This window comes from Nocardioides sp. NPDC058538, assembly GCF_042719275.1.
Taxonomy (GTDB): Bacteria; Actinomycetota; Actinomycetes; order Propionibacteriales; family Nocardioidaceae; genus Nocardioides.
Map to the genome: position 1 here is coordinate 75,287 of NZ_JBHXNY010000023.1, position 24,563 is coordinate 99,849.

The window sequence follows — 24,563 nt, forward strand, 5'->3', positions numbered from 1 at the left end:
GGTCAGGCGAACGAGGACACGTCGAAGTAGGCGACGGTGCCGTCGGTGCAGGTGAGGCGGTCGAGTCGACGGCCTCCGGTCTCGACGAGGTCCTGGCGGGCCCGGACCTTGTCGAGGGCTCGGAGCATGTCGTACTCGTCGTTGATACGCAGCACCGACCACGGATGTTGCTCGCTGCCGTCGCCGGTGGAGCGGATGCTGCGCAGCGCGGCGCCGGCGACCTGCCGCTCGCGCGCGCCGGCCCGTCCGTCGCCGGACTGCTCCAGCGCGGTGGCCATCCGCAGGTGGACCGAGGGACTGAAGATCGCGCCCGGCATGACCCGCCGCAGCTCGGCGGTGGCCGCTGCGTACGACCCCTCGGCGAGCAGGCGGTCGACCGAGTCGAGGTCGAGGTCGGGGGTGAAGTTCGCCGAACCGCGGACCGCGCGGCGAAGCGGCCCGAGGGTCTCGGGGCCAGGGTCGTCGAGGTAGGCGGAGACCAGATCGGCGTACGTCGTCATCGGGACTCCTCGAGGAGACGGTTGAACTCCTCCTCGGTGAGGTTGTTCAGGTAGTCACGGCCGGAGTTGCGGGCGTCGGTCTCGACGGGCTGGTTGTAGTACTCGTCGAAGGAGTCACCGTTGTCGGTGCTCTTGTAGTCGTCGAAGTTCTCCTCCCACTCCTCGGCCTGCTCCTCGCTGATCCCGTCTTCCTTGTGCTCGTCGAAGGGATCGTCCTCCCACCAGAACTGCCAGTCGTTCTTGTCGTCGATGGCCTCGTGCTGGCGGCCGTGCCGGACCTCGTGGGCGACGGTGTTGATCAGCTGGCCGGGGTCGTCGAGCACGTTGGGGTTGAGCGCCATCGTGGGCTCTTCGTCGCTCCAGTAGCCGTAGGTGATGCTGTTGTCGTCCCAGGTGTCGTTCTCCAGGGCGTCCCAGTCGATGGTGGGCATGTCGACGCCGCTCTCCGCGGCGATCTTCTTGACCATCTCCTCGAGCACGGCCTTGCGCTCCTCGATGCTGAGCGTCTCCCACTTCTCCGCGATGGCCGGGTCGATGTTGCCGTACTCGTCACCCTGCTCGTCGATGCCGGTCGGCAGGCCGCGGGCGAGGATCGCGTCGACACCGACGGCCTTGGCGAGGGCCTTCTCGATCTCGTCGGCGATCTCCTGGGCGACGTTCTGACGGCTGTTGCCCCACTCCTCGGCCTCGAAACGGCTCTTGAACTGCGGTGGGGTGGCGGTGCTGGTCACCGTGCCGTCGTCGCTGACCGTGAACTCCTGGGTCTTGGCCCGGTCGAGGATTCCCTGGACGAGACGCTCGATCTCCTCGACCTGCGCTTCGGCGGTGTAGAGCGCCTTCTGCATCTCCTGCTTGGCGGTGATGTGACTGCTGAGGCTCTTGACCAGGCCGTCGCGATGACCTCGGGCGGCGTCGGCGGCCATCCCGGTCCAGGACTTGGCGACGCCGTTGGCCTCGAGCTCGTCGCGGCTGGTCTCCAGCTTGCGGAGGTCGGCCTTGAGACCGTCACCGGCGTCACCCAGCGGTGCGGCCTTCCAGGTCTTGACCTGGCCGAACGTGATCGCCATCAGACGAGCGCGGACGCGTCGAAGTGAGCGAGGGTCCCGTCGGTGCAGGTGTGGCGGTCGATACGCCGCCCGTCGGCCTCCAGGAGATCCTGGCGGCCGGGGACCTTCTTGAGCGCGCGGAGCAGGTCGTACTCGTCGTTGATCCGCAGCACGGTCCAGGGATTCTCCTGGGTGCCGTCGCCGGTTGCCCGGATGCTGCGCAGGGCGGCGCTGGCGACCTGGCGCTCGCGAGCGGCGGAGCGCTCCTCACCGGAGCGCTCCAGGGCCGTCGCCAGGCGCAGATGGGCGGACGGGCTGAAGATCGCCCCGGGCATGAGTGCCCGCAGCGCGGCCGCGGCCTCGGCGTAGGCGCCCTCGTCGAGCAGCTTGTCGACGGCGCTGAGGTCGAGGTCGATGGTGAAGTTGGCGGAGTTGCGGACCGCACGGCGCAGCGGCGCCAGCGTCTCGGGGCCGGGGTCGTCGAGGTAGGCGGTGACCAGATCGGCGTACGTCGTCATTTCGACTCCTTCAGGAGACGGTCGAGCTCAGCGGCGGTCAGGTTGTCGAGATATTCGCGACCGGACTTGCGGGCATCGGCCTCGACGGGCTGGTTGTAGTAGGCGTCGAAGTCCTGGTCAGGACTCTTGTAGTCGTCGAAGTTCTCCTCCCACTCCTCGGCCTGCTCCTCGGTGATGCCGTCCTCCTCGTGCGCGTCGAAGGGGTCGTCCTCCCACCAGAACTGGAAGTCGTTGTTGTCCTCGATCGCCTCGTACTGCCGGGCGTGACGCATCTCGTGGGCCACGGTGTGCAGGAGGTCGGGATCGCTGAGCCTGTCCGGGTTGAGGCGCACGGCCTTCTCGTCCTCGCTCCAGGACCCGTTGCCGGAGATCGTGTCGTCCCAGATGATGTCCTCGACGTCGACCCCGTACTCCTTGGCGAGCTCCTCGATCTTCTGGTCGATGATCGCCTTGCGCTCGGCGTCGGTGAGCTGAGCCCACCGCTCGGCGACCTCGGGGGAGGCGGTCCCGCGCTGCTCGCGGGTGTCGTCGAGGGACTGGACGGTGCCGGTCGGGATGCCGTCGCTGAGGATCACGTCGACGCCGGCTGCCTTGGCGAGGGCGTCGGAGATGTCGTCGGCGAGCTCCTGGGCGATGGTGTTGCGGCTGCTGCCCCATTCCTCGGCCTCGTAGCGGCTCTTGAAGGTGGGCGGCGTGGCGGTGCTGGTGACCGTGCCGTCGTCGGCGACGGTGAACTCGTTGGTCTTGGCGCGGTCCTGGATGCCTTGGACGAGGCGTTCGATGGCTTCGACCTGGGTCTCGGCGGAGTAGAGGGCTTTCTGCATACCCTCCTTGCCGGTGATGTGGGTGCTGAGGTTCTTGACCAGGGTGTCGCGGTGGCCGCGGGCGGCGTCGGCGGCGACACCGGTCCAGGACTTGGCGACGCCGTTGGCCTCGAGCTCGTCGCGGCTGGTCTCCAGCTTGCGGAGGTCGGCCTTGAGACCGTCGCCGGCGTCACCCAGCGGTGCGGCCTTCCACGTCTTGACCTGGCCGAACGTGATCGCCATCAGTTCGGGCCCATGACCTTTCCGCCCTTGTCGCCGGCGGCCTTGTCGGCGGCCTCGAACTCGTCGAGAGACTTCTGCATCTCCGCGGCGAGCTTCTGGGAGCTGTCGGCCGCGGCCTTGGTCTCATCGGTCCAGCGGGTGCCGAGATCGGACATGTAGCCGACCGACTCCGCCCCTGGGACCGCAGCGCCCGCCTTGCTCAGATAGCTGGCGGAGTCGGCTTTGCGTACGGCGCTCTCGGCGTCCGTGGCGATGCCGATGGATGTCTTCATGTCCTTGGGGACGACATGAATTTCGCTCATGGTCTGCTGGTCCTCCTGGGCCCGAACGGGAGACGGCTAGGGCGTGTCTGCACAGAGACACGCCCTAGCCCGGAGACCCTAACGGAAACTCGGGTCCAGCGTCTTCGTAAAAAGCGCTCCGCCGTCGACGTCACGGAGGGTGACGGTGAGCTGCTGGGTACGTCCGTCGATCTCGACCTCGCCGAAGAACTGGAAGCCGTCGGCGGGCGAGGCGTTGGCGGCCGGGGGAGCGGCCACGAACTCGGCGGCCGGACCGAAGGTGGGGTCCAGCTTGTTGGGGCCGAACGCGCCGGCGTTGAGTGGGCCGGAGACGAACTCCCAGAACGGGTCGAAGTCCTGGTACGCGGCGCGGTCGGGGTCGTAGGAGTGCGCGGCCGTGTAGTGGACGTCGGCGGTCAGCCAGACGTGGTTGCGGATGCCGAGGCGCTTGAGCCCGGTCAAGACTCTGGCGATGTCGAGCTCGCGGCCTAGCGGGGCGCCGCCGTCACCCTGGGAGATGCCCTCCTGCAGGGTGCCGTCGGGGACGACCAGGCCGATCGGCAGGTCGGCGGCGATGACCTTCCAGGTGGCCCGGGAGGCGGCCAGCTCGCGCAGGAGCCAGCGGGTCTGACGCTCGCCGAGCACGCCGCCGTCGGCGCTCGTCTCGGCGTCGCTCGTGTTGGCGTCCTTGTGGGTGCGCATGTCAAGGACGAAGAGGTCCATCAGCGGGCCGTAGGAGAGCTTGCGGTAGATCCGGCCGTCGGGGTCGGGGGAGGCGTCGCCGACCGGGATGTACTCGTGGAAAGCCTGCTTCGCCCGGGCCGCGAGGACGTCGACGCGGCGCTCGGCGTAGCGGCCGTCGTCGGGGAGGATCTCGCCCGGGTACCAGTTGTTGGTGACCTCGTGGTCGTCCCACTGCGCCACGATCGGCGTCCGGGCGAGGAACGCGCGCCAGTTGTCGGCGAGCAGGTTGTAGGCGTACTGCCCACGGAACTCGGCCAGCGTCTCGGCGACCTTGTGCTTCTCCTCGGTGACGATGTTGTTCCAGACCCGTCCGTCGGGGAGGGTCACGGTCGAGGTGAGCGGGCCGTCGGCGTAGACGTTGTCGCCGGAGCTCAGGAAGAAGTCGGCCTCGCGCGCCGCCATCGCGGGCGCGATCCGGAAGCCACCGAAGTCGGGGTTGGCGCCCCAGCCCTGGCCGGAGATGTCGCCGGACCACAGGAACCGGATGTCCTGGCGACGTGCCGGAGCGGTACGCAGCCGGCCCAGCTCCCAGGCGCTGCCGCGTCGCGGGTCGTCGGGGTCGACGGCACGGACCCGGTAGAAGTAGTCGCGCCCTGCCTCGAGGCGGTCGACCTTCAGCTCTCCGGTGAAGTCGCTCCGCGCGGTCACCACCGGTCCGCTGACCGGGCGGGCCCGGCGGAAGGACTCGTCGGCCGAGACCTCCGCGACCAGGCGAGAGGTCTTGTCCGCGCGGCTCCACAGGACCCCGCCCCGGGCGCCGACGTCTCCGGACTGGACGCCGTGGGTGAGGGTCGGGCGGTTGCTCCGTACGAAATTGGCGGGGCCGAAGGCGGGGGCGGCGTGGGCGGCTGCTGCGGTCGTGGGGATGACGAGTCCGGCACCGGCGGCGGCACCGAGGCCGAGGACGGAGCGGCGGTTGAGTGGGGTCATGGGCCAAACCTGCCGATTCCGGCGGAACGACCGGTGAGTTCCGCGGGTCGTCTCGGTGAACACGTACGCGAAGGGTGCCGCCTCCAGGGTGAAGAAGAATTTCTTTCACCCGGATGTCGAGAACGCTGGGCGGGCTCCGAGAGAGCGGTGAAGGCCGGAGACACCGGCCGCATCTGAGGAGCGACATCATGAACGACGAGTACTCCATGCCCGCACTGCCCGCACCGAGCCCCGGCGTCCGAGCCCTGGACCGGCTCATCGGCACCTGGAAGGTGACCGGCGGAGCGGAGGGCGAGGTGACCTACCGTTGGATGGAAGGCGGCTACTTCCTGCTGCAAGACGTACGGCTGGAGCAGTTCGAGCAGGTCACGACCGGGATCGAGGTGATCGGCAACCTGCGTCCGTTCGGTGAGGAGCCCAGCGCCGACGTGCACTCGCGCTACTACGACAACACCGGCGCCACCCTCGACTACGTCTACGAGCTCGACGGCGACACCCTCACCATCTGGGGCGGGGAGAAGGGATCGCCGGTGAAGTTCGTCGGCACCTTCGACGAAACCGGCGACGTCATGACCGGCGAGTGGGACTACGCCGGCCAGGGCGGCTACGAGTCGACGATGACGCGGGTCTGATCCGCGCGCCTCAGCAGGTAGTCGCGCTCGGCCTCGTTGGCGGTCAGCTCCGCAGCCGCCCGGAACTGGGCGGCTGCGGAGGGATCGCGCCGCTGGTCCAGCAGGTGCGCACGCACCGCCAGGACCCGCTGCGCGGTCAGCGGATCGCCGGCGAGGCCATGCTCGGCGTCGAGCTCGTCCAGCAGCTGCAGACCGACCACCGGGCCGAACGCATGAGCCGCCGCGACCACGCGGCCCAGGCGTACCGGCGCGGTCGGCAGCGTACGTTCCAGCAGCAGGTAGAGGCCGAGGATCTCGTGCCAGTCGGTGTCCGCGGCGGATTCCGCGTGGGCATGGACCGCGGCGATCGCCGCCTGGAGCTGGAAGGGCCCGGGATCACCCCGCCCCCACACCTCCTCCAGCATGGCCAGTCCCTCCTCGATCAGCGCGCGGTCCCACCGCGAGCGGTCCTGCTCGGCCAGCGGCACCAGGCCGAGGTCGGGATCGGTGCGTGCCGGGCGCCGCGCCTCGGTGAGCAGCATCAGCGCCAGCAGGCCGGCGACCTCGGGCTCGCCGGGAGCGATCCGGGTCAGCATCCGGGTCAGCCGGATCGACTCGTGCGTCAGGTCGACCCTGCCCAGCTCGGCGCCGGCAGTGGCGGTGTAGCCCTCGTTGAAGACGAGGTAGAGCACCTCGAGCACGGCGCCGATCCGGTCGGCGCGCTCGGCCTGCCCTGGCGGCGTGAACCGGGCGCCGGCCTTGCGCAGCGTCTGCTTCGCCCGGCTGATCCGGGTGCCCATGGTGTTCTCCGTCACGCCGTACGCATGGGCGATCTCGGTCGTCGTCAGTCCGCCCACGGCGCGCAGCGTGAGCGCCACCTGCCCGGTCCGCGACAGCGCCGGATGACAGCACAGCAGCAACAGCGCCAGGCTGTCGTCGGTCTCCGCCGCCGGGCCGGCCGGAGTGACCACCTCGGCGATGCCGACCTGGATCTCGCGGCGGTGGGCCGCCTGCTCGGAGCGGAGCAGATCCACCATCCGCCGGTAGCCGATCCTGGTCAGCCAGGAGCGCGGGTTCTCCGGCACGCCGTCGCGCGCCCACTGGACGCTGGCGTCCAGCAGCGCCTCCTGGACCGCGTCCTCGGCGGCCTCGAACCGTCCGAAGCGGCGGACCAGGGCGCTCAGGACGTACGGCGCCTCGGTCCGCAGCAGGTCCTCGAGCGCCGCCGGTCCGGTCATGCCGACAGAGCCTAGTTCGAGGGTCTAGTTTCGAGGCATGAAATACCTGATGCTGGGCTACACGCCCGCCGAGGCGTGGGATGCCTCCGACACGGCCTCCGAGGAGGCGCTCGCGGCGTTCGCGGAGTACCAGAAGTTCGAGGATGAGCTGGTCGCCAACGGCGAGCTGGTCAGCACCGAGGGCCTGGGGCATCCGGCCGTGTCGGTCACGGTGCGGCCGGGCGAGAACGGTCCGGTCGCGACCGATGGTCCGTTCGCCGAGCTGAAGGAGGTGCTGGCCAGCTTCGCGATCATCGACGTGGCCAGCCAGGAGCGCGCCATCGACATCGTGTCGCGGATCGTCGCTGTCCTCGGCGAGCCGATCGAGATCCGGCCGGTGATGGGGGACGACTTCGCGCAGGTGTGACCCGCTGGGATGCGGGTGGCAGTATCTGCGGTGATGTGGGCAAGAGAGAACCTGTTCGCCGCTGTGCTGCTGCTCCTGGCGGCGCCGGTGCTGTTCGGCTGCGCCGCCGAGCCCCCGGCCGAGGCCGAGGCCGAGTCCGAGTCCGCCTCGCCGTCGATGCCCGCGAACACGGCGCCCCAGACGTCGGCGAGCGTGCCACCACGCGCGCCCGAGTCGCTGGAGATCCCGTCCGTCCCGCCCGCCGATGATCGCGGGATCGTCGAGGGCGGTGACCTGAGCTGGCCGCAGTGTCCCGAGGGGATGGGCATCAAGGAACGTCGGACGCTGGGGCTGCCGATGCCGCTCGCCTCGGCGGAGTACGTGGTCATCGGGCTCACCAACGGCCCGGCGTTCACCCCCAACCCGTGTCTGGCCTCGCAGGTCGAGTGGGCCAAGAAGAACAAGGTGATGACCTCCGCCTATGCGGTCACCTCCTACCCCCGCGACGCCACGATCCGCGAGCACGGCGGCGAAGGGCCGGGCGACCCGGACACGAAGATCGGCCGGCTGACCAACGTCGGCTACCAGCAGGCGGTGTGGAATCTGGAGGCGATGGAGCGCGCCGGCCTGGAGTCGCCCTCGGTCTGGATGGACGTCGAGCCGGTCGCGGTCTGGGAGTGGACCGACGACATCGAGGCCAACCAGGCGGTGGTCAAGGGAGCCCTGGCCGGCTATCAGGACGCCGGGAAGCGGGTCGGGGTCTACTCGATCGAGGGCCTGTGGACGCCGATCGTCGGCGACCTGCAGCTGCAGCTGCCCGAGTGGCGCCCGGCGGGCGAGGCATCGCGGGCCGCGGCCCTGGAGCGGTGCGGCGGCGAGTGGATGTTCCAGGGCGGTGTCGCGGTGATGGTGCAGTGGCTCGAGGACGGCCGCGACCGCAACGTGACCTGCCCGGGCGAGTCGGTGCAGCTGCCGCTTTGGTTCCATCAGTACTGAGCGTGGGACAATCGGAAGAAGACGTACGTCCCCCTCAAGAGACACAGAGCGAAAGCAGCCCGTGCCCACGAACTCCGCGCCGAAGCCTGGGTCCACCGACCCGGCGATCATCCGTAACTTCTGCATCATCGCCCACATCGACCACGGCAAATCGACGCTGGCCGACCGGATGCTGCAGCTGACGGGTGTCGTCGGCGAGCGTGAGGCCAAGGCGCAGTACCTCGACCGCATGGACATCGAGCGCGAGCGCGGCATCACGATCAAGTCGCAAGCGGTCCGCATGCCGTGGACGGTGGCCGAGGGCAACGAGGCTGACGCCGAGCCGGGCACGTACATCCTCAACATGATCGACACCCCCGGCCACGTCGACTTCACCTACGAGGTCTCCCGGTCGCTCGAGGCGTGTGAGGCCGCGATCCTGCTGGTCGACGCCGCGCAGGGCATCGAGGCGCAGACGCTGGCGAATCTCTACCTCGCCATGGGTGCGGACCTGCAGATCATCCCGGTGCTCAACAAGATCGACCTGCCGTCGGCCAACGTCGAGAAGTACGCCGAGGAGCTGGCCAACCTCGTCGGCTGCGACGTCTCGGACGTCCTGCTCACCTCCGCCAAGACCGGTCTCGGCGTCGAGAATCTCCTCAACGAGATCGTGAAGCAGGTGCCGGCCCCTGTCGGCGACCCGGATGCGCCGGCGCGGGCACTGATCTTCGACTCGGTCTACGACACCTACCGCGGCGTGGTGACCTACGTCCGGGTCTTCGACGGCAAGCTGACCCACCGCGACAAGATCAAGATGATGTCGACCGGCGCGGTCCACGAGATGCTCGAGCTGGGTGTGATCAGCCCGGAGCCGGTCAAGGCCGACCACATCGGCGTCGGGGAGACCGGCTACCTGATCACCGGCGTGAAGGACGTCCGCCAGTCACGCGTGGGTGACACCGTCACCGGCAACAACCGACCCGCCGAGGAGATGCTCGGTGGATACTCGCACCCCAACCCGATGGTCTTCGCCGGGCTCTACCCGATCGACGGCGACCAGTACCCGGTCCTGCGCGAGGCGCTCGACAAGCTGCAGCTCAACGACGCGGCCCTGACCTACGAGCCGGAGACCTCGGGTGCGCTCGGCTTCGGCTTCCGCGTCGGCTTCCTCGGCCTGCTGCACATGGAGATCACCCGCGACCGTCTCGAGCGCGAGTTCAACCTCGACCTCATCTCGACGGCCCCCAACGTGGTCTACGACGTGATCATGGAGGACGGCTCCGAGCACATCGTCACCAACCCGTCGGAGTTCCCCGAGGGCAAGATCCGCGAGGTGCGCGAACCGGTCGTCAAGGCCACGATCCTCTCGCCGGCCGACTACATCGGCACGATCATGGAGCTGTGCCAGAAGAAGCGCGGCACCCTCGGCGGCATGGACTACCTCTCCGCGGACCGCGTCGAGATGCGCTACGTCCTGCCCATGGGCGAGATCGCCTTCGACTTCTTCGACCAGCTCAAGTCGTCGACCAAGGGGTACGCCTCGCTGAACTACGAGTTCACCGGCGACCAGGCCTCCGACCTGGTCAAGGTCGACATCCTGCTCCAGGGCGAGCCAGTCGACGCGTTCTCGGCGATCGTGCATCGTGAGGCCGCGTACGCCTATGGGGTCATGATGGTCGGCAAGCTGCGCGAGCTGATCCCCAGGCAGCAGTTCGAGGTGCCGATCCAGGCCGCGATCGGCGCCCGGGTCATCGCCCGCGAGACCATCCGAGCGATCCGCAAGGACGTCCTCGCCAAGTGCTACGGCGGTGACATCTCGCGTAAGCGCAAGCTGCTCGAGAAGCAGAAGGAGGGCAAGAAGCGGATGAAGATGGTTGGTCGCGTCGAGGTTCCCCAGGAAGCCTTCGTCGCCGCCCTCTCCACCACCCAGCCCTCCACCGACAAGTCCGCCGGGAAGAAGTGACCCGGCCGGTGGTCGAGATCCGGCCGGTCTCGGGTGAGGCCGAATGGGAGACCGTCGCCTGGTTGTGGCAGGACTTCCGCCATGATCTCGCGCCGATCGTGAACGGTTTCCCGCTCGCGGATGGCCGTTACCGGCACGAATGGCTCGATGAGTATCCGGCCGACGACCGCTGCGGCTACCTGGCCTGGGCCCCTCACCCGAACACCGGGGAGTCCGCGCCGATCGGGTTCGCGCTGGTTCGTGGCCTGGGCTTCGTGGAGCGCGCCATGCAGGCCTTCTTCCTCGTCCCCGCCGCGCGTCGTGGCGGCATGGGCCAGACCTTCGCGCTCGACATCATCGGCCGACACCCTGGGCCATGGGCGATCCCGTTCCAGCACGACAACACCAGAGCGATGACCTTCTGGCGTCGTGTTGCTGCTCAGGCGTGGGGCGAACGATGGGTCGAGACCACCGAGCCTGTTGCTGGGCGGTCTGATGTGCCTCCGGACCACTGGATCCGGAGTCGCTGAGGCCCCGGCGGTCGCGCTTGTCGAGAACAGCCCCGAGGTCGTCGAGCCGCTGGTCGATGTCGTCGGGGTTCTGCCAGAACACGCGGATGCCGTTGGCCTGCACGTAGACGCAGTCAAAGGGCGTGCGGTGGAGCCCGAAAATGCATGCCGGGTAGTCCATCACGGCAGGTGCGGGGCGCGGCAGCCACCGGTCATGCGCAAGAACGGTCGGGTCGGCCGGAGGTGGGCGGTGGTTGAGTGAGGCACATGCGTACAGAACAGATTCGGTTTCCGGAGGGGTACGGCACGCCGAGCGAGCTGCTGGCGTGGGAGGACGTACGTCAGCAGCTGGTCGAGGCGAAGCAGTTCTGGTTCGCGTTCGAGAGACCGGGGCGGAGTCCGCACGTGACACCGCTGGACGGGATCTGGTTCGAGGACAAGCTGGTCTACGGAGGCAGCCCGGAGACGTTGCACCGGCGGCTCGCGGCCGAGCATCCGAAGGTGACGGTGAACCTGCCGGATCCGTGGAAGCTGGTCGTCATCGAAGGGGAGGTGCGGACAACGACCTTCGACTCCAAGGTTGCCGGGGAGATCGCGGGGCTCCTGAACGCGAAGTATCCCGACTACGGCGAGAACGTCTTCGAGGCGAAGCACTACATCGAGGGGACGCCCGCGGTGCATCCGCGGCGGATCCGGGCCTGGACCTCGTTCCCGAAGGACGCGACCGCCTTCGTCTTCGACTGACTTCGGGTCGGTCCGCGCTAGTCTCGCGGTGATGCACTTCACCGACTACGACACCCGGGTGGCGGCGTACGCCGTCATCGTCGATGACGCGGGGCGGATCCTGCTGAGCTGGTTCAACGGCAACCACCGCAACGACCCGGGCTGGACGCTGCCGGGTGGTGGCGTCGACTACGGCGAGCAGATGCCCGCGGCAGTCGTGCGCGAGGTGAAGGAGGAGACCGGCTACGACGTCGAGGTCGGGGCTCCGCTGACGACCGACGTGTACGTGGTGCCGTTCGACCCCGGTCGCCGGCCCTATCAGTCCACCCGGGTGGTCTTCGAGGCACGGATCGTCGGGGGCGAGCTGGGCACGCTGGAGGTCGACGGAACCACCGACTACGCCGCGTGGGTCGGGCTGGACGACCCCGCGATCGGAGCCGACACCACCAGCCCGATCGTCCGGATGGGGATCGCGGCCCTGAAGGTCGCTCAGTCGACCCAGTAGTTGTCGTGGAGCTTGTAGAACTCGGCCATCTCGTCCGGTCCGAGCTCGGTGCCCTCGGCCAGCTCGCGCAGCCCCTCGAAGTAGCCCTCCCGCGGCGCGCCCGGGGTGAAGTGGAGCAGCATCGAGGCGGGCTCGTCGGTGGTGTTGCGGAACCCGTGCAGGCCGCCGACCGGCACGTGCACGAAGTCGCCGGCACCGGCCGGGATCCACTCCTCGCCGTTGTAGATCCGCACGGTCCCGGTCAGCACGTAGAACGACTCGGCCACGGCACGGTGGAAGTGGGGCCCGGGGCCGGTCTCGTTGGGACCGAAGTGCCAGCGGTAGAGCCCGTAGTCACCTGCGGTCGTCGCTCCGGTGGCGAGATAGTCGACCTTCACGCCGTTGGGATATTCGAGGTCGGGTGCGGTGGTGTCGGGACGGTAGAACGCCAAGACCTCACCGGCCTCGCCGTCGTAGCGCTCGGGCGGGTAGGGAACGCCTTTGGTCCCCATCGACTCTGGAAGTGACATGGGCACAACCTGCCCGATCCGTCCGGGGTTGGGAAGCGGATTAAGGTGGCTCGCGTGACGCCGCTGCCAGACTCCTTCGTGGCGCTCGCCGCGAACGGTCCCGACTGGGCAGCGTGGCTCGACCGCCTCCCCGGGCTGGTGCGCGATCTGCTCGAGGAGTGGTCGCTGAGGCCCGAGGGCGAGGCGACCCATGGCAGCGCCGCCCTGGTCGTGCCGGTGCGGACCGCCGATGACGAGGCCGCGGTGCTGAAGATCGGCTGGCCGCACTGGGAGGCCGAGCACGAGGCGCTGGCGCTGCAGACCTGGGGCGGTCGGGGTGCCGTACGCCTTCTCCGGGCCGACCCGAAACGCTTCGCGCTGCTGCTGGAACGGCTGCACACCGAGGACCTCTCCGAGCTCTGGGACGTGCAGGCGTGCGAGATCGTGGGCGGCTTCTACCGGCGGCTGCACGTCTCGGCCCCGCCGCAGCTGCGTACGTTGTCGGCACAGGCCGCACGCTGGGCGAACGAGCTGGGGGAGTCGGAGCGGCGGCTTCCGGTGCCGCCGCGGATGGTCGAGCAGGCCCGGGCGATCGCCCGCGACTTCGCCGCCGACGAGGCCACCGACGGGAAGCTGATCCACACGGACCTGCACTATGAGAACGCGCTCCGGGGTGACCGTGAGGAGTGGCTCGTGATCGACCCGAAGCCCCTCTCCGGCGACCCGCACTACGAGCTCGCGCCGATGCTGTGGAACCGCTTCGACGAGTACGCGGGGCGGATCCGTGACGGCGTACGCGACCGGTTCTTCGCCCTCGTCGACGCCGCCGAGCTCGACGAGGACCGCGCCCGGGCCTGGGCGGTGCTGCGGCTGGTCGTCAACGTCAAGGGCGAGCTCGAGGACAACCCGGCTCCCGACAAGGCTGGACCTGATAAAGAGTGGTTCACCGCGATGATCTCGGTCGCGAAGGCCGTCCAGGACTGAGAAACTCGCGTGCCTGATTCCAGCGCGGACCGACACCCAGACCGACCGCCGCCACCACGGCGGCGCGGAGCAGGCCGTCTACGCCTTCGCCCGCGAGGACCTCGACGTGTGGGGTGCTCCCGAGGCTCATCGGCATCGATGGGCTCGGGGACAAGCCGCGGGCGGCGGCGGAGAGGTACGTCAGCCGGCCCTAGTGGACGCGCTTGCCGTTGGCGTCGTACGCGCGGAACGTTGCTGACTCGACGGCGACCCGGTGGTCCGTCCACGCGACCGCCACGCCGTTGACGATGGTCGCCGGGATGTCCTCCCCGCTCGAGACGAAGACCACCTTGGTGACGTTCATCTTCTTCGGCAGGGGGAGCATGAACTCCGTGCCATCGCCCGTTCCCCCACGGGAGAAGTCTTCCCATGGCCCGGTCTCCGCAAAGGTGCCCCAGACCTGGGGTTGGCCGAATGCCCCCGCGAGATCGGGCTCGCTGTCGGCGTCCCGCCCGGGGACTTGCACCGTGGAGCAGGTCACCTCATAGTCGGGGCCGTCGAAGATCGCCATGGCCGTCGAGCCACGCTTCTCGGCGAGGAATGGCCAGGTGTCTGACGGGATCTCCTCGACTTCATCGGGGTTGATGGCATTGTTCGCCTCGGGGAAGTCGGCGTACAGGGACACCACGTCAGCCCAGGCCGTCTCCAGGCACCGCTCGCTCAGCGTGTCGAGCTCCTCGGGAGTCAGGTTGGTCGGGTCGCCGGACCAGTCGACCGGAGTCTTCTGCTGGGGCGCGGTCGTTGTCGACGGCTCCGGGGTGGCGATGTTCGAGTCGATGAGCCGATCGGGGATCGCGACGTACGCCATGACCCCGGCGACCGAGAAGGCGGCGACGGCGGCGATCGCCTTCGCCGCGCGGCGGCGGCGACGCATCCGGTCACCGCGGCGCAGGATCTCGTTGGCAGGAAGGTCCAGGGTCTGGTGGCTGCTGTTGCGCAGCAAGGTCTCGATGTCGTTCATGACAGCATCCCTTCGGGGTCGGTCAGCTGCAGCCGCAGAGCCTTGAGCGCGTGGTGGAGCGTGGCGGAGACGGTGCCGCGAGCGATGCCGAGCTCGTGGGCGGTCGTCTCGGCATCGAGGTCGAGGAAGTAGCGCAGCGCGACCACCTCGCGTTGACGCGGTGGCAGCCGGCGTACGGCCTCCAACAGGTCGTGGTCGGTGTCGTCGTCGGAGCCGTGGCGGGGGAGCTCTTCGGGAGTCTCGGGAACGGTCAGCTCGCGGCGGCGCTTGCGCCACCAGGAGATGTCGACGTTGATCGCGGTGCGAACGATCCATGCGGCCGGGGAGTTGGCCAGCCTGACCGTCGGCCAGCGCGACCAGGCGCGCGCGAAGGCCTCGGCGGTCGCTTCCTCGGCCCGGCCGGGATCCATGCCGGTCGCGATCGCCGCACGCAGGCAGCGGTCCTTGGCGCCGACGTAGAAGTCGGCGAATTCTTCTCGGCTCACGCCTGGATGACGCACAGCAGCCATTATCGGTTTAGGCGCGACCCGAATAACTGTTTGACGGTCCTGCTCGGCCTCACCAGACTCACTCCCAAACAACTCTTGGGAGGTTCGCGATGGACGAGGAGATCTCGCGGCTGCGGGCGGCCGGGCACCCGCTGCGGCTTCGGATGCTGTCACTGCTGACGGGTGCGGAGCTGTCGGCGGCCGAGGTGGCTCGCGAGCTCGACCTGACGCATGCCAACGCCTCCTACCATCTCCGGCTGCTCGAGAACGCCGGGCTGATCGAGGTCGCGAGCGAGGAGCGGATCCGCGGTGGGGTCGCGAAGCGATACCGGTACGTCTGGCGCCGCGACGCCGCCCAAGGGCCACCCTCCAAGGAGGACGAGGAGGTCCACACCCGCGCGATCGCCGAGGAGCTCGTACGCCGCCGCCGCTTGCGCGCCGACGGACCGGCCATCGTCTCGGACGCGGAGATGTGGGTCGACCCCGATGTCTGGCAGCGGGTCCACGACCTCGTCCGGGAGGCGAGCGGTCTGCTCCACGACAACGCTCGCCCGCCGCGTACGGAGGGCACGATCCACGTGAACCTGACCGCTTCCGCCTTCGTGATGGGTGAGGACCAGTGAGCATCAAGGAGAGCCTCTTCGTCCTGAAGGACCGCGACTTCGGGTGGTTCTTCGCGTCGCGGTTCGTGAACATGGCAGGCACCTCGATGTCGCACGTCGCGCTGGCCTTCGCGGTGCTGGAGGTCACCGACTCGGCGTCGGCGCTGGGTGCCGTCGTGGCGGCACACACCATCCCGATGGTCATCTTCCTGCTGGTCGGAGGCGTGATCGCCGACCGGTTCCCGCGGCGGCTGGTCCTGCAGATCTCGAACCTGTCCTCGGCGCTCACCCAGGCCGTGGCCGCCGGGCTGATCATCGCCGGCAGCGCCGAGATCTGGATGCTGATCGTCCTCGAAGCGGTCAACGGCACCATGTCGGCGATGGCGTACCCGGCGATGCAGGGCATGGTGCCGCAGCTGGTCGCGAAGAAGGACCTGCAGCCGGCCAACCTGCTGCTGTCGATGTCGCGAGGCGCGCTGACGATCCTCGGGCCGTCGGCCGCGGCCGTCCTGGTCGTCGGGGTCGGCGCCGGCTGGGCGCTGGCGATCGACGCGCTGACCTGGCTCCTCGCCGCTATCTTCCTGCTGCCGGTGCGGATCCCGCGCCGCGACAAGACGGGCCCGAAGACGTCGGCCATCGCAGACCTGGTCGAGGGATGGACGTACGTTCGTTCCACCACCTGGCTGTGGGTCGTCGTGCTCGCCTTCATGGTGATCAACACGATGTGGTCCGGCGGGATGCAGGTGCTGGGACCGGCGTACGCCAAATCCTCTTCGCTGGGGGTCCACGGCTGGGGACTGGGCAACTCGGCCCAGGCGATCGGGATTCTGGTCATGACGTTCGTGCTGATGCGGCTGACCCTCCGGTATCCGCTGCGGGCCGGGATGCTCGGCGTCACGCTGATGGGGCTGCCGTTCATCGCGCTCGGTCTGTGGCCGGAGACCGTGCCTTTCGTCATCGCGATGGCCGTCGCCGGCGCCGGGATCGAGATCTTCAGCCTCGGCTGGAACCTCGCGATGATGGAGAACGTGCCCGAGGAGATGCAGTCGCGGGCGTGGTCGTACGACATGCTCGGGTCCTACATCGCGATGCCGATCGGACAGTTGATGTACGGGCCGCTGGGGGAGTCTTTCGGGACACGACCGGTGTTCCTGGCGAGCGGTGTTCTCTGTGTCTTGATCTGTCTTGCCACGGTTGGGGTGCCTTCCGTGGCTAGGCTGCAACGCGTCGAGCAACCTGCCACCGAAGGAACGCCCGTATGAGCCTGAACACCGCCGTCGTCGACTCGCTCTTCCAGGAACGTTTCGAGGAGAACCTGACTCCGGGGCTGGCCTACGGAGTCGTACGCGGCTCCGAGCTGCTCCACTCCGGCGCCTTCGGGGCGACGACCGAGGGCGGTCCGGCGCCGACGGCGGAGAGCGTCTTCCGGATCGCGTCGATGTCGAAGTCGTTCACGGCGGCCGCGGTGCTGCTGCTGCGCGACCGCGGGCTGGTCGACCTGGACGAGGCGATCGCGCAGTACGTCCCCGAGCTCGTCGACCAGGCGCCCTACTCCGCCGACTCGCCGGCCGTGACGCTGCGGCTGCTGCTCTCGATGTCGGCCGGGCTGCCGACCGACGACCCGTGGGGCGACCGGCAGGAGTCGCTGTCCTATGACGACTTCGGGACGTTCCTCGACGGAGGCTTCTCGACCGGGCAGGAGCCGGGGGTCGGGTTCGAGTACTCCAACCTCGGCTATGCGCTGCTCGGGCGCGCGATCGAGAACGTCGTCGGTGGTTCGTCGCCCGAGGGGGCCAACCGCGACTTCGTCGAGCACGAGCTGCTGGCGCCGCTCGGGATGACCTCCTCGGCCTACTCGCCCGATGCGGTGCCGAACCGTGTGCCGGGTCATGTGCCGCCGCTGCATCCGGCGTGGGCCGGTGACCGGCTCGAGGGTCCGCCGACGTGGGCAGTGACGCCGCCGGTGCCGTCGGGGTCGTTCGCGGCGATGGGAGGCCTGCACTCCTCGGTCGCCGACCTGGCGCGCTGGGTCGGCGGGTTCCTGGGCGCGTTCTCTTCCGCCGCCGACGGGCATCCGCTGTCGAAGGCGTCGCGGCGGGAGATGCAGCAGTTGCACCGGTTCGGCTCGGTGTCTGCCTCGCTGGGGTTCTCCGGTGCGGAGGCGGGTGTCGGGGCGGTCGCCGCCGGCTACGGCTACGGCCTGATGGTCGACCATGACAGCCGGCTCGGGCAGCTCGTCCACCACTCCGGCGGCTACCCCGGCTACGGCTCGCGGATGGTCTGGCACCCCGCGACCGGCCTGGGTGTGATCACGCTGTCCAACAGCACGTACGCCGGGGGCTACCCGACCGCGATGACCGCGCTGCGCTCGCTGGTCTCCGACGAGCTTTCTGGTAATGGTCCGCAGCGGTTCTCGACGGTGGTCAAGGGCCTGCGGCCGCGGCTCGACTCGGCGCTGGAGACCGCGGTCGAGCGGCTGCGTACCTTCGATCCTGCGGGTGCTGAGGTGTTCGCGCTGCCATCACTGTTCGCCGACAACGTCGAGCTCGACGCCCCCGACACCGGCCGCCGCCTCCAGATCACCCAGGCGCGCGCCAAGGTCGGGCTGCCGCTGGGTGGCGCGCCCTACGGCTACTTCTCCCGCGCGATGGGCGCCGCGCTGGCCGTGGTGCCGGCCGAGAAGGGCCGCTACGACATCGAGGTCATGCTCTCCCCGGAGGCCGAGCCGCGCATCCAGACCCTGCGTGTCAACGCCGTCCCCGACGCCCACGGTGGCCTCGTCGCCGCCGCCCGCGCCGCCCTCGAGGAGAGCTCCCCTGTCATCGCCGCCCTCCGGGCCTTCGGCCAGCCCGAGCTGATCACCACGCCCCTGTCCGGTGATGGTTCGTCGAAGGCCGACTTCCTCGTCGTCGCCGGCGCGTCCTACTGGAAGATCGCGGTGGCCAAGACGACCACCGTCACCGCCCTCCCCACCTCCGACCACCCCCGCCTCACCTACCTCGCCTCCGCGCTCCGCGGCTGACCCCCTGCCGAGGCGTCACCCGCGTCGGCCGAAGCGTCACCCGCGTCGGCCGAGTGGACAGCGGGATGCCCACTCGGCCGACGCGAGTGACGTCTCGCCCTGCGGGAGTGACGCCTCGGCGACCTTGCTCTGTTCGAACAAATGTTCGATACTCGTTGAGTGGGAGTGGTAGCGGGGATTGAGCGACACCAGAAGCTGGCTCAGATCGAGCAGCTTCGGTCGAAGGTGCGACGGCTGGAGCAGAAGCCGGGCATCGGTGCGGAGCTGGCGACGCACGAGGCGCTGGGTGGGGTGGTGCAGCTTCGGGCCGGCGGGACGTACGCGGCCGACTCGCTGTCGCTGGCGATGCTGCTGCTGGCGGGGCCGTCGGCGGCAGGGGAGTGGACCGCCGTCGTCGGGGTCGAGGACTTCGGTGTCGAGGCGGCGGCCGAGGCCGGGGTCGACCTGGAGCGGACCATCCTGGTGCCACGGCCCAAGGACTCCTGGCTGGAGGCGACCGCCGCGCTGGTCGATGTGACCACGCTGGTGCTGGTCCGGCCGACGGGTCGGGTGACTCCGGGCGTCGCCGAGAAGATCGGTGCCCGGTTGCGCACCCGCGGCGCCGCGCTGGTCGCGCTCGGGGAGTGGCCGAGAGCAGACGTGCGCCTGCGGGCGACCGAGCCGCGCTGGGTCGGGCTGGGCAACGGCGATGGCCATCTCCGGGCGAGGAGGATGGTGGTCGAGGCGGTGCGCGGGACGGCTCCGCCGCGGCGTACGGCGCTCTGGTTCCCGGCCGAGGACGGCGGTCTGCGGCGCGTCCTCGAGCCCGTCGCAGGCATTGCTGACCTGCGGAAACAGGAGTCGGCATGAGCGAGCGTCAGCGAGCGACCATAAGCCTCAGGCCGCCGCGTCCGTATTCTTGGCACTGCTCTACGGAGGCGGCGGCATGAGTCGCACGCTGGTGGTCTGGTGCGCCGACTGGCCGGTGGCCGCGGCGCTGGGTGAGGCTGGCTTGCCGCGGCACCTGCCGGCCGCGGTCTTCGCGCAGAACCGGGTCCAGGCCTACAACCAGGCAGCACGGGAGTTCGGGATCAAGCGCGGGATGCGGCGCCGCGACGCCCAGTCGCGCTGCCCGGAGGTGCAGGTGCTCGCCGCCGACGAGGCCCGTGACGCGCGGGTCTTCGAGGAGGTGCTGGTGCGCCTGGAGGAGCTGCGCCCCGGCGTCATGCCGCTGCGCCCCGGCCTGGTCGCGCTGCGCTCGCCGGCCCGCTTCTACGGCGGCGAGGCCGAGGCCGGCGCGGCGATCGCCGAGTGCGTGGTCGGGCTCGGGATCTGGGACGTCCGGATCGGCATCGCCGATGAGCTCTTCACCGCCGAGCAGGCCGCGCGGAGCGCCGGGCTGCAGGAGACGTACGCAGTCCCGGCGGACGGCGGCTCGACCGCCTTCCTGCGCGCGCTACCGGTCCATGTCCTCGAGGACGCGAACGCGGTCAGCCTGCTGCAGCGGCTCGGCCTGACCACGCTCGGCGGCCTCGCCGACCTGCCCGGCGCCGACGTCAAGGCGCGCTTCGGCGCGCAGGCCGCCTGGGTCCGCCGGGTGATCCACGGCGAGGGAGCGCGGCCGGTGACGGGGCGTACGCCACCGCCCGAGCTCACCACCGAGGTGGCTTTCGAGCCGCCGCTCGACTCCGCCGAGGCGGTCTGCTTCTCGGCCCGGCAGGCGGCGGAGGGGTTCGTCAAGGGCCTCGCGACGCGTCAGGAGGTCTGCACCGAGGTGCGGATCGAGGTCGCCATGGAGGACGTCCCGGACTCGGTACGCACCTGGGCACATCCGCGGTGGTTCTCCTCAGTCGATCTCATCGACCGGCTGCACTGGCAGCTGGCCGGGGCGGTCATCTCGACAAGCTCGATACACCGCTCGGGTGGGCGAGGAGGAGCGGTGACCGAGGTCCGCTTCGTCCCCGAGGTCGCCGTCTCCGAGGCGGTCCACGCCGACGGACTCTGGGGCGGCACCGACGAGCGCGTCGATCGCGGCATCGCCCGGGTGCAGGGCCTGCTCGGCCACGAGGCCGTCGTCGCCCCGGTGCTCCAGGGCGGCCGGACGCCACGCGACCGGCAGGCGTACGTCCCCTGGGGCGACCGCCCCACCACTCTCCGCGATCGCCGACTGCCGTGGCCGGGGAGCATCCCGCCGCCGGCGCCTGCCCGAGTCCTGGCCGAACCGTGGCCGGCGGAGGTCTGCGACCAGGCCGGGCGGCAGGTGCTGGTGCTCCCGCGCGGCGGTGTCTCCGCCGACCCCGCCCGCTACCGGCCCTCGGCCGGCCAGCCCTGGCAGCGGGTCGCGTCCTGGGCTGGTCCGTGGCCGGTCACCGAGGCGTGGTGGGAGCCCGGCGGCGGGCGGCGGGTCGCCCGCTTCCAGCTCGTCGGGGTCGACGGCCGCGCCTGGCTGGCCACCTTCGACACCGACCACTGGCTCACCGAAGCCAGCTATGACTGACGGGGCTGTGACTGATGGGCTGGAACAACCCCGAGATCCCGTGGAAGGAGCTGGAGCGGCGGCTCTCCGGCCGCCCGCCGAAGGACCCCTACGGCGACGCGCCGATCTCGCGCCGCAAGAAGCGGCTGACCGATGAGGAGGTACGCGGGCCGGAAGGCCCGGTGGTGCCGTACGCCGAGCTCCATGCCCACTCCGACTTCTCCTTCCTCGACGGAGCGAGCTCCCCGTCGGCGCTGGTCAGCGAGGCGATCCGGCAGGGGCTGCACGGGATCGCGATCACCGACCACGACGGGTTCTACGGGGCACCTGCACTAGCGGAGGCGGCAAATGTGTACAGCGCCGAGGCGGCGCAGAAGATGACGGGACCGGCACGGCTGCTGACCGTCTACGGCGCCGAGCTGTCCCTGGATCTGACCAAACCGCAGAACGGGATCGCCGACCCCGAGGGCAGCCACCTTCTCGTGCTCGCCCGGGGCGTCGAGGGCTACCGGCAGCTGGCCGGCGCGATCACCGAGGCGCAGCTGCGCGGCGACGAGAAGGGCCGGCCGGCCTACGACCTCGACGAGCTCGCCGACCGGGCTCGCACCGGCAACTGGCTGATCCTGACGGGGTGCCGCAAGGGTGCCGTACGCCAAGCCCTCACCGGCACTGGTCCGATCGCCGCGGCCCGGGCGCTGCGCGAGCTCACCGACAGGTTCGGCCACGACAACGTCGTCGTCGAGCTGACCGACCGCGGCCATCCGACAGACTCCTACGACAACGACCTGCTCGCCGGCATCGCCCGCGAGGCCGGCCTGCCCGCGGTCGCCACCAACAACGTCCACTACGCCACGCCCGACCGGCACCGGGTGGCTGACGCGCTCGCGGCGGTCCGCGCGCGCCGCACCCTGAGCGACATCGCCGGCTGGCTCCCGGCCGGCCCGGTGGCGTACGTCAGGTCGGGGGAGGAGATGGACCAGCTCTTCCGGCGCTACCCGGGCGCGGTGGCACGCAGCGTCGAGATCGCCGAGGAGTGCGCCTTCGACCTGCGCAAGGCCACCCCGAAGCTGCCCAAGCGCGGGATCCCCGAGGGCGAGACCGCCGCGAGCCGGCTGCGCCACCTGACCGAGGAGGGTTTCGCGGAGCGCTATGCGAAGGCGTACGCCACCGACCCGGAGTTCGTCGAGAAGGCCCGCAAGCGGGTGGAGCATGAGCTCGACGTCATCGAGCGCAAGGACTTCCCGGGCTATTTCGTGATCGTGCACGACATCGTGGCGTTCGCGCGGAGCGAGGAGATCCTCTGCCAGGGGCGAGGATCGGCGGCCGCGTCCGCGGTCTGCTACGCGCTCGGGATCACCGCGATCGACCCGGTCTTCTACAAGCTGCCGTTCGAGCGGTTCATCTCCGAGCACCGGGAGGAGGAGCCGGACATCGACGTCGACTTCGACTCCGACAAGCGCGAGACGGTGATCCAGTGGGTCTACGACACCTACGGCCGGCGCAATGCCGCGCAGGTCGCGAACATCGTCGGCTACCGGCCGAAGATGGCGGTCAGGGACGCGGCCAAGGCACTCGGTCACAGCCCCGGCCAGCAGGACGCCTGGTCCAAGCACCTCGGCTACTCCCGCGTCGAGGCACCGGACGACGTCGGCATCCCCGCTCCGGTCCTCGCGCTGGCCGAGGAGATCCACGGAACCCCGCGCCATCTCGGCATCCACTCCGGCGGCATGGTGCTGACCGAGGAGCCGATCGGCGAGGTCGTACCCATCGAGCGCGCCCGCATGGAGAAGCGCACCGTGATCCAGTGGGACAAGGACGCCGCCGAATACATGGGCCTGGTGAAGTTCGACCTGCTCGGGCTCGGCATGCTGGCGGCGCTCGACCACATGATGCATCTGGCTCTCGAGCACCTGGGGGAGAGCTGGACGCTGGCGACCATCCCCAAGGAGGAGCCGGCGGTCTACGACATGCTCTGCCGGGCCGACTCGATCGGGGTCTTCCAGGTCGAGTCGCGCGCGCAGATCGGCACCCTGCCGCGCCTGCAGCCGCGCTGCTTCTACGACCTGGCCATCGAGATCGCGCTCATCCGGCCCGGGCCGGTGCAGGGCGGAGCGGTCCATCCCTACGTACGCCGGGCCACCGGGCGCGAGCCCGCGAGCTATGCCCACAAGCTGCTGATCCCGGTGCTGGAGCGCACCCTCGGGGTGCCGTTGTTCCAGGAGCAGCTCATGGAGATGGGCCGCGTCCTGGGCGACTTCAACCACGACGACGCCGATCTGCTGCGCCGGGCGATGGGCTCGAAGCGTGGTCTCGAGCGGATCGACTCGCTCAAGGAGCAGCTCTATGAGGGCATGCGCGCCAAGGGGATGACCGAGGAGACGGCCGAGGCGGTCTACACCCAGATCCTCTCCTTCGCGAACTTCGGCTTCGCCGAGTCCCACGCGCTGAGCTTCGCCAAGCTCGTCTACGCCTCGTCGTGGTTCAAGCTCCACTACCCGGCCGCGTTCCTGGCCGGCCTGCTCCGCGCCCAGCCGATGGGCTTCTACTCACCGCAGTCGCTGACCCAGGACGCCCGCCGCCACGGAGTGGAGGTACGCCGCCCCGACCTCGTCCTCAGCCAGGCCGCCGCCGACATGGAGCCCCTCGATGTCGACGTCGTGTCGCCGACCGGGAAGGAGGACTGCCGGATGGACGGCGAGAAGACCCCGTGGGTGCCCGGCACCCCTGACCCGACCCCGGAGCACCGGCGTGACGGCAACTTCGCGGTACGGCTGGGCCTGGACTCCGTACGCGGCATCGGCAAGGACGTTGCCAAGCGGATCGTGAAGGCCCGCGAGGAGGCTCCGTTCAAGGACTCCCTCGACCTCTCCCGTCGCGCCGGGCTGGAACGCGCCCAGCTCGAGGCGCTGGCGACCGCTGGATGTTTGGAGGCGTTCACATCGAGCCGTCGTCAGGCGCTGTGGCAGGCGGGGTGGACCGAGACCGAGGACCAGCTCGAAGGAGTGCGGTTCACCGCCGAGACCCCTGCGCTGCCCGGCCTGGACCCGGTCGAGGAGACCCTCGCCGACCTGTGGGCGACCGGCGTGACCCCCGGCAGCCATCCCTTCGCCCATCTCCGGTCCGGCCTGACCGCGGCGGGACTCCCGAGGATCAGCGACCTCCCCACCTCCGAGCCCGGCCGGCGCATCACCGTCGCCGGCCTGATCACCCACCGTCAGCGCCCCGGGACCGCGGGCGGCGTCACCTTCATCAACCTCGAGGACGAGACCGGCATGCTCAACGTCGTCTGCTCCGCCGGCCTGTGGAGGAAGCACCGCAAGATCGCCGTCTCCACCTCGGTCATGCTCATCCGCGGCATCCTCGAACGCAACGACGGAGTCACCAACCTGGTCGCCGACCGCCTCGCCCCGCTCGAGGAGCTCCACCCCGAGGCGGCCAAGGCCATCGCCTCCCGCCACCGCTCCCGCGACTTCCACTGACCACTGCCGAGGCGTCAGCTACGTCGGCCGAGGCGTCGGTTAGGTCGGCCGAGACGGCAGCCGGTGCCCTCTCGGCCGACGCGGGTGACGCC

24 protein-coding genes are annotated in these 24,563 nt (G+C 69.8%); 14 read left to right on the forward strand and 10 right to left on the reverse strand.

The features are described 5' to 3' along the window. Positions 1-2: 2 nt before the first annotated feature. From ACFWQC_RS19750 to ACFWQC_RS19775, 6 genes are all read right to left on the reverse strand, one after another. A complete protein-coding gene (locus ACFWQC_RS19750; RefSeq protein WP_378681676.1) occupies positions 3-500 on the reverse strand; it encodes a DUF4919 domain-containing protein in 498 nt (165 codons plus the stop codon). Beyond that, positions 497-1,567, reverse strand: a complete 1,071-nt coding sequence (locus ACFWQC_RS19755) for a hypothetical protein (RefSeq protein WP_378681679.1) — start codon at positions 1,565-1,567, stop codon at positions 497-499. The genes ACFWQC_RS19750 and ACFWQC_RS19755 overlap by 4 nt, the downstream gene beginning before the upstream one ends. After that, positions 1,567-2,064, reverse strand: coding sequence for a DUF4919 domain-containing protein (locus tag ACFWQC_RS19760; RefSeq protein WP_378681682.1), 498 nt, complete (start codon positions 2,062-2,064; stop codon positions 1,567-1,569). The genes ACFWQC_RS19755 and ACFWQC_RS19760 overlap by 1 nt, the downstream gene beginning before the upstream one ends. Further along, positions 2,061-3,110, reverse strand: coding sequence for a hypothetical protein (locus ACFWQC_RS19765; RefSeq protein ID WP_378681685.1), 1,050 nt, complete (start codon positions 3,108-3,110; stop codon positions 2,061-2,063). The genes ACFWQC_RS19760 and ACFWQC_RS19765 overlap by 4 nt, the downstream gene beginning before the upstream one ends. Continuing rightward, entirely contained in the window at positions 3,110-3,412 is a 303-nt protein-coding gene (locus tag ACFWQC_RS19770) for a hypothetical protein (protein ID WP_378681688.1), read from the reverse strand. Before ACFWQC_RS19770 ends, ACFWQC_RS19765 begins: the two co-directional genes overlap by 1 nt. Positions 3,413-3,490: 78 nt before the next feature. Continuing rightward, on the reverse strand, positions 3,491-5,065 hold the full coding sequence (locus ACFWQC_RS19775) for an alkaline phosphatase D family protein (RefSeq protein ID WP_378681691.1): 1,575 nt from the start codon (positions 5,063-5,065) through the stop codon (positions 3,491-3,493). Between the two features lie 188 nt (positions 5,066-5,253). Between ACFWQC_RS19775 and ACFWQC_RS19780 the strand changes: the two genes are divergently transcribed. After that, positions 5,254-5,697, forward strand: coding sequence for a hypothetical protein (locus ACFWQC_RS19780; RefSeq protein WP_378681694.1), 444 nt, complete (start codon positions 5,254-5,256; stop codon positions 5,695-5,697). On the opposite strand, the gene ACFWQC_RS19785 is transcribed toward ACFWQC_RS19780, so the two are convergent. Continuing rightward, the gene (locus ACFWQC_RS19785; protein WP_378681697.1) at positions 5,670-6,914 is read right to left on the reverse strand and encodes an RNA polymerase sigma factor; all 1,245 of its coding nucleotides are present in this window, start codon (positions 6,912-6,914) and stop codon (positions 5,670-5,672) included. The genes ACFWQC_RS19780 and ACFWQC_RS19785 overlap by 28 nt on opposite strands. Positions 6,915-6,951: 37 nt before the next feature. On the opposite strand from ACFWQC_RS19785, the gene ACFWQC_RS19790 reads away from it, so the two are divergent. The 6 genes from ACFWQC_RS19790 to ACFWQC_RS19815 all read left to right on the forward strand — a co-directional run bounded on the left by ACFWQC_RS19790 (position 6,952) and on the right by ACFWQC_RS19815 (position 11,953). Further along, the gene (locus ACFWQC_RS19790; RefSeq protein ID WP_378681700.1) at positions 6,952-7,320 is read left to right on the forward strand and encodes a YciI family protein; all 369 of its coding nucleotides are present in this window, start codon (positions 6,952-6,954) and stop codon (positions 7,318-7,320) included. A 15-nt stretch (positions 7,321-7,335) separates the two neighbouring features. Then, positions 7,336-8,295 (forward strand): hypothetical protein, encoded by a 960-nt coding sequence (locus ACFWQC_RS19795; RefSeq protein ID WP_378681703.1) that lies wholly within the window; start codon positions 7,336-7,338, stop codon positions 8,293-8,295. A gap of 61 nt (positions 8,296-8,356) precedes the next feature. Beyond that, on the forward strand, positions 8,357-10,237 hold the full coding sequence (lepA, locus tag ACFWQC_RS19800) for a translation elongation factor 4 (RefSeq protein ID WP_378681706.1): 1,881 nt from the start codon (positions 8,357-8,359) through the stop codon (positions 10,235-10,237). An 8-nt stretch (positions 10,238-10,245) separates the two neighbouring features. Continuing rightward, positions 10,246-10,746 (forward strand): GNAT family N-acetyltransferase, encoded by a 501-nt coding sequence (locus ACFWQC_RS19805; RefSeq protein ID WP_378681708.1) that lies wholly within the window; start codon positions 10,246-10,248, stop codon positions 10,744-10,746. Positions 10,747-10,992: 246 nt separating this feature from the next. Next, positions 10,993-11,469: a pyridoxamine 5'-phosphate oxidase family protein gene (locus ACFWQC_RS19810; RefSeq protein WP_378681711.1), complete on the forward strand. Its 477-nt coding sequence runs from the start codon at positions 10,993-10,995 to the stop codon at positions 11,467-11,469. A gap of 31 nt (positions 11,470-11,500) precedes the next feature. Next, positions 11,501-11,953 carry an NUDIX hydrolase gene (locus ACFWQC_RS19815; protein WP_378681714.1) on the forward strand — a complete coding sequence of 151 codons (453 nt, stop codon included), beginning with the start codon at positions 11,501-11,503 and terminating at the stop codon, positions 11,951-11,953. Here the strand turns inward: ACFWQC_RS19815 and ACFWQC_RS19820 are convergent. Next, a complete protein-coding gene (locus ACFWQC_RS19820; protein WP_378681717.1) occupies positions 11,938-12,462 on the reverse strand; it encodes a cupin domain-containing protein in 525 nt (174 codons plus the stop codon). The genes ACFWQC_RS19815 and ACFWQC_RS19820 overlap by 16 nt on opposite strands. Positions 12,463-12,516: 54 nt before the next feature. On the opposite strand from ACFWQC_RS19820, the gene ACFWQC_RS19825 reads away from it, so the two are divergent. Beyond that, complete coding sequence (locus tag ACFWQC_RS19825) at positions 12,517-13,425, forward strand: aminoglycoside phosphotransferase family protein (protein WP_378681720.1); 909 nt, start codon at positions 12,517-12,519, stop codon at positions 13,423-13,425. Positions 13,426-13,615: 190 nt separating this feature from the next. On the opposite strand, the gene ACFWQC_RS19830 is transcribed toward ACFWQC_RS19825, so the two are convergent. Together ACFWQC_RS19830 and ACFWQC_RS19835 are read right to left on the reverse strand one after the other, a co-directional pair. Then, positions 13,616-14,425, reverse strand: a complete 810-nt coding sequence (locus tag ACFWQC_RS19830; protein ID WP_378681723.1) for a hypothetical protein — start codon at positions 14,423-14,425, stop codon at positions 13,616-13,618. After that, positions 14,422-14,910: a sigma-70 family RNA polymerase sigma factor gene (locus tag ACFWQC_RS19835; protein WP_378681725.1), complete on the reverse strand. Its 489-nt coding sequence runs from the start codon at positions 14,908-14,910 to the stop codon at positions 14,422-14,424. The genes ACFWQC_RS19830 and ACFWQC_RS19835 overlap by 4 nt, the downstream gene beginning before the upstream one ends. 113 nt (positions 14,911-15,023) lie before the next feature. On the opposite strand from ACFWQC_RS19835, the gene ACFWQC_RS19840 reads away from it, so the two are divergent. From ACFWQC_RS19840 to ACFWQC_RS19865, 6 genes are all read left to right on the forward strand, one after another. Continuing rightward, positions 15,024-15,536 carry an ArsR/SmtB family transcription factor gene (locus tag ACFWQC_RS19840; RefSeq protein WP_378681728.1) on the forward strand — a complete coding sequence of 171 codons (513 nt, stop codon included), beginning with the start codon at positions 15,024-15,026 and terminating at the stop codon, positions 15,534-15,536. Then, positions 15,533-16,777, forward strand: coding sequence for an MFS transporter (locus ACFWQC_RS19845; RefSeq protein WP_378681731.1), 1,245 nt, complete (start codon positions 15,533-15,535; stop codon positions 16,775-16,777). Before ACFWQC_RS19840 ends, ACFWQC_RS19845 begins: the two co-directional genes overlap by 4 nt. Continuing rightward, complete coding sequence (locus tag ACFWQC_RS19850) at positions 16,774-18,537, forward strand: serine hydrolase domain-containing protein (RefSeq protein ID WP_378681734.1); 1,764 nt, start codon at positions 16,774-16,776, stop codon at positions 18,535-18,537. The genes ACFWQC_RS19845 and ACFWQC_RS19850 overlap by 4 nt, the downstream gene beginning before the upstream one ends. Before the next feature lie 159 nt (positions 18,538-18,696). Beyond that, on the forward strand, positions 18,697-19,386 hold the full coding sequence (locus ACFWQC_RS19855; RefSeq protein WP_378681737.1) for a hypothetical protein: 690 nt from the start codon (positions 18,697-18,699) through the stop codon (positions 19,384-19,386). A 76-nt stretch (positions 19,387-19,462) separates the two neighbouring features. Continuing rightward, positions 19,463-21,013 carry a Y-family DNA polymerase gene (locus ACFWQC_RS19860; protein WP_378681740.1) on the forward strand — a complete coding sequence of 517 codons (1,551 nt, stop codon included), beginning with the start codon at positions 19,463-19,465 and terminating at the stop codon, positions 21,011-21,013. A 14-nt stretch (positions 21,014-21,027) separates the two neighbouring features. After that, positions 21,028-24,471: an error-prone DNA polymerase gene (locus ACFWQC_RS19865; protein WP_378681743.1), complete on the forward strand. Its 3,444-nt coding sequence runs from the start codon at positions 21,028-21,030 to the stop codon at positions 24,469-24,471. Positions 24,472-24,563: the final 92 nt, after the last annotated feature.